The following is a 3,971-nucleotide window of genomic DNA, read 5'->3' on the forward strand; positions in this document are numbered from 1 at the left end:
CTGCCCGGATTTCCCGAGCGCGGCGGCCGCGGTTTCTATCACGTGCTTCAGGCACCGATTCGAATCTCACAGGGCAGGTCAACGGATGGAACGGATGCGCAACAAAATTCTCTCTCTCTCGATCGTCTCGCTCGCACTTCTGAGCTGGACGCCTCCGGCCCGCGCCTTCAAGAGCGCGATGCCGCGGAACACCGCGCCCTTTCCGGTCATCCTTAAGGGAACCCAGGTCGCTGAGCTTCTGGGAAGCAGCCCTGCCGGGCTCTCGGCCTTTACCTGTCAGGGGGGCGGCGTCACCCCGCTGATCGTCCAGGTCGACGAGGTCAACCCCGACGGCCGCATCCTTCCCGGAGCCGGGACCGGCTCGGGCACGCTCGCGCCCGACAGCGAGCCCGGAAAGATCGACGCCAACGACGAGATCGTGCTCATGCTCCAGGACCTCGGAGAGGAATGCCCGGCCGAGCGGCTGGCGCGCGTGCAGGGCAAACTCGTGCGCGTCACCGCGCGGGCGCCCTACCTCTCGGATCCCGGCGTGTTCTATCTGCTCTCGGGCGAGCGGGCGCTGCGCCCGAGCCGCGAGTACGTGCGCTTCGACCCGGCTGCCGATCTCGTCAGTTCGAGCGTCATCTCCCTGGGCTACCTGCCCGGCAACGCCTCCATGCTCGATCGCTGGATCGCCCACGAATGGAAGGGGAAGGAAAACGTCGACCTGCTCGACCGGCAAAAAGCCCGCTTTCGCGTAAAAACCCTTGGCAGCCTGCTCACCCTCAACATCACCGAGGACGATTTCGACACCACCCTGGAGGGCGTGCGCGCGGGGCCGGTGCGCGTCGTGCGCGAGGTCAACGTGAAGGTTTCCCCGGTTCCGGGCCTGACCATCTCGGCCGACCTCACCTACTACCATTACGAGCGGCTCTGGCTGGGCGACGTGAAGTTCAGGATGCCCAAGGCCGCAGCCGCCTTTACCTCCAGCATGGACATGATCGCCGTGCTCGACTTCGCCCACAACGACGGGGCGAGGGTGTCGACCAAGAAGCAGCCCAGGGGAATCCTCGTCGACGGCAAAATGGCGGCCGAGGAAGCCTCCCTCGATCTGGGCGAGGAGCCCTGGTACCTCTCCACCGGCGGCTTCACCCTGGTGGGCTACGTCGATGCCGTCGGCGATCAGTTCCCCGTCACGCCGCGGGCGCGCTTCATCGATGATCTCAGCCGGGCCATGCCGCCCGAGGAATTCCGCGGGGCCATGGCCGAGGCCGGCTACGAATTCATCGGCATGGAAAAACTCGAGGCCAAGACCTACCGCTTCATCATCGTGGCCGCGCTGCTCCCGGGCTTTCCCGAGCGGGGCGGCAGCGGTTTCTACAGCGTCCAGCGCTCGCCCGTGAGCCTCGAAGTCAGCTCTGTCGGCGGCGATTCCTGATGCCCCGCAACCACGAAAAGTGCGAAGACCGTTTCGCAGTTGCGCGCAGCTTGCGCAAGTGACTCGCGTAGGGGCATTCGCGGCCCGCGCGCGGGCCTTTTCTGCCGGCTTCTCATGCCTGTAACCGGCTGAAATACCTGAAGTTTCTCCGCTCACGCATTTACCGCTTTGTCGCTGCGCGCGGCACGATTCCTGCTCTGTTTTGGCCCCAGTATCCGCCCCTGTTGCGGGTGCCTGAGGGCCGCCGGCCAACATCGAAGCGCCGGCCTGGGAAGCAAGAGGAAGTTCATGTTCAAAAAGTTGCTCATCGCCAACCGCGGAGAGATCTCGCTGCGTGTCCAGCGCGCCTGCCGCAAGATGGGAATCAAGACCGTCGCCGTCTACTCCGAGGCCGACCGCAAGGCCCGCCACGTCACCGAGGCCGACGAGCGCGTATGCATCGGGCCCAAGTCCTCCAAGGACAGCTACCTCAATCAGGTCGCCGTCCTCTCGGCCGCGCGCATCACCGGCGCCGACGCCATTCATCCGGGCTACGGCTTCCTCTCGGAAAACGCCACCTTCGCCGCGCTCTGCCGCGACTTCGACATCACCTTCGTGGGACCCACGCCCGAGGCCATCGAGCTGCTCGGCGACAAGATGGCCTCGCTCAACCTGGCGCGAAAGCTCGGCGTCCCCACCCTCTCGCCCTTTTCCGACCCGGCCGACTCGCTGGCCGAGGCAAAGATCCAGGCCGGCAAGATCGGCTACCCCGTGCTCATCAAGGCCGCCTCCGGCGGCGGCGGGCGCGGCATGAAGGTTTGCCGCAGCGATGCCGAGCTGGAGAAGAACTACGAGATCACCCGCACCGAGGCCCGCAACGCCTTCGGTGACGACACCGTCTTCATCGAGAAGTACCTGGAGCAGCCGCGCCACATCGAGTTCCAGATCATCGCCGACAAGACCGGCAACACCATCTGGCTTCCCGAGCGCGAGTGCTCGCTGCAGCGGCGCCACCAGAAGGTTCTCGAAGAGAGCCCCAGCGCCGCCGTCTGTCCCGAGCTGCGCGAGCGAATGGGCGCCGACGCCGTGCGCATCGCCAAAGCCGGCGGTTATCACACCGTCGGCACGGTCGAGTTCCTGCTGGGCCCCGACGGGCGCTACTACTTCATCGAAATGAACCCGCGCATCCAGGTCGAGCACCCGGTCACCGAGATGGTCAGCGGCCTGGATCTCATCAAGCTCCAGATCCGCCTGGCCGCCGGGCACCCGCTGCACTTCAAGCAGCGCAACGTCCGCATGCTCGGCCACGCCGTCGAGTTCCGCATCAACGCTGAGGACGCCGAGCACTTCCGCCCGAGCCCCGGCACTGTCAGCCGCGCCGATTTCCACGGCGGCGAGGGCGTGAGAGTCGACTCCTATCTCTTCGACGGCTGCGACGTGCCGCCCTACTACGACTCGCTCGTCGCCAAGGTCATCGTCAAGGACAAGACCCGCGCCGGCGCCCTGCGCAAGGCCGTCCCCGTCCTTCGCAAGACCCGGATCGACGGCATCCACACGAACATCCCCATGCATCTGAAGATCATCGCCCACGGCAACTTCCGCACGGGCAAGATCCACACCGGCACGCTGGAGCGCGTCCTCGCCCACGAAGCGGGCTTTGGCGCCAAGGTCCCCTACATCAAGGTGCCCAACGTCGCCTGACCCGGCGTTGCCGGTTCCACTGGTCCGATTCCCGCGCCGTCCCTCGCAAGAGGGGCGGCGTTTTTCTTGGGAGTGATCCTCACTACTCCCTCTCCCCCGCCGGCGGGGGAGGTGCCCGAAGGGCGGAGGGGGTTGCTGCGAGTCGGCACAAAACGACCCCTCCCTGTCCCTCCAAGCCTGCCCTGAGCTTCGCCGAAGGGCCACGGGGAGGGAACCGGTCTCACGAACCTCACCACCTGATTCGCCCCCATCCCCGCTCACCCGGAATTGATCGAGCGGATCTTCGCCCGGCCCCGCGCCTCCGCCGCAGGGGCCGCCGCCGGGGTCCTTGTCATGCGGCCCCTTCTTCGGCGGATCGAGCCGGAACTGGCGCAGCAGGGTCTGGGCCGCCTGAATCTGCGCGCGGGCGTCCTCGCTCCGGATCAGGCAGAGCATCACCTGGGTGAGCGCGCGCAGGGCGAACCTTCGCGCGGGGTCGCGCACCTCTTTCTCGCCGCTGAGCGCGGCGTGGAAGCGCTCGCGAATCTCGCCCCAGGTCCCCTCTCCCGCTGCGATCTCCTGCCAGCGCGCGAGGTGGGAGAGTGCACGCTCATGCTCGGCCGGTTTGCAGGGCTCGGCCTTGCTTCCGCCAATCGGAATCGCGAAGTGGTGGGTGCCATCGTCGCCGAAGATGTCGATGATGCGCCGCAGGTGCTCGGGGCGCTCGTCGAAGAGCCGCAACCCGCGGGCCTCGTGGCGCAAAAAGAGCGCCGAGGCCGAGAGCGCCTCGCGCGTGGGTTCGCATTCCTCGAAGAGCTCCATCGCCGCCGAAAGTGCCAGCGCCTGCACCGCCGCGCTCTGCGGATCGCGAAGCCGCCTGCCGCGCCGCTCGGCC

At 67.0% G+C, this 3,971-nt stretch carries 3 protein-coding genes; all 3 read left to right on the forward strand.

The features are described 5' to 3' along the window. The first annotated feature begins 94 nt into the window (after positions 1–94). A complete protein-coding gene (locus KDH09_19925) occupies positions 95–1,417 on the forward strand; it encodes a hypothetical protein (protein ID MCB0221976.1) in 1,323 nt (440 codons plus the stop codon). Between the two features lie 288 nt (positions 1,418–1,705). Beyond that, on the forward strand, positions 1,706–3,097 hold the full coding sequence (locus KDH09_19930) for an acetyl-CoA carboxylase biotin carboxylase subunit (protein ID MCB0221977.1): 1,392 nt from the start codon (positions 1,706–1,708) through the stop codon (positions 3,095–3,097). A gap of 267 nt (positions 3,098–3,364) precedes the next feature. Next, positions 3,365–3,971: hypothetical protein (locus tag KDH09_19935; protein ID MCB0221978.1), on the forward strand; the 607-nt coding region annotated here is incomplete at its 3' end.

The sequence above is a fragment of the Chrysiogenia bacterium genome, from assembly GCA_020434085.1.
GTDB lineage: Bacteria > JAGRBM01 > JAGRBM01 > JAGRBM01 > JAGRBM01 > JAGRBM01.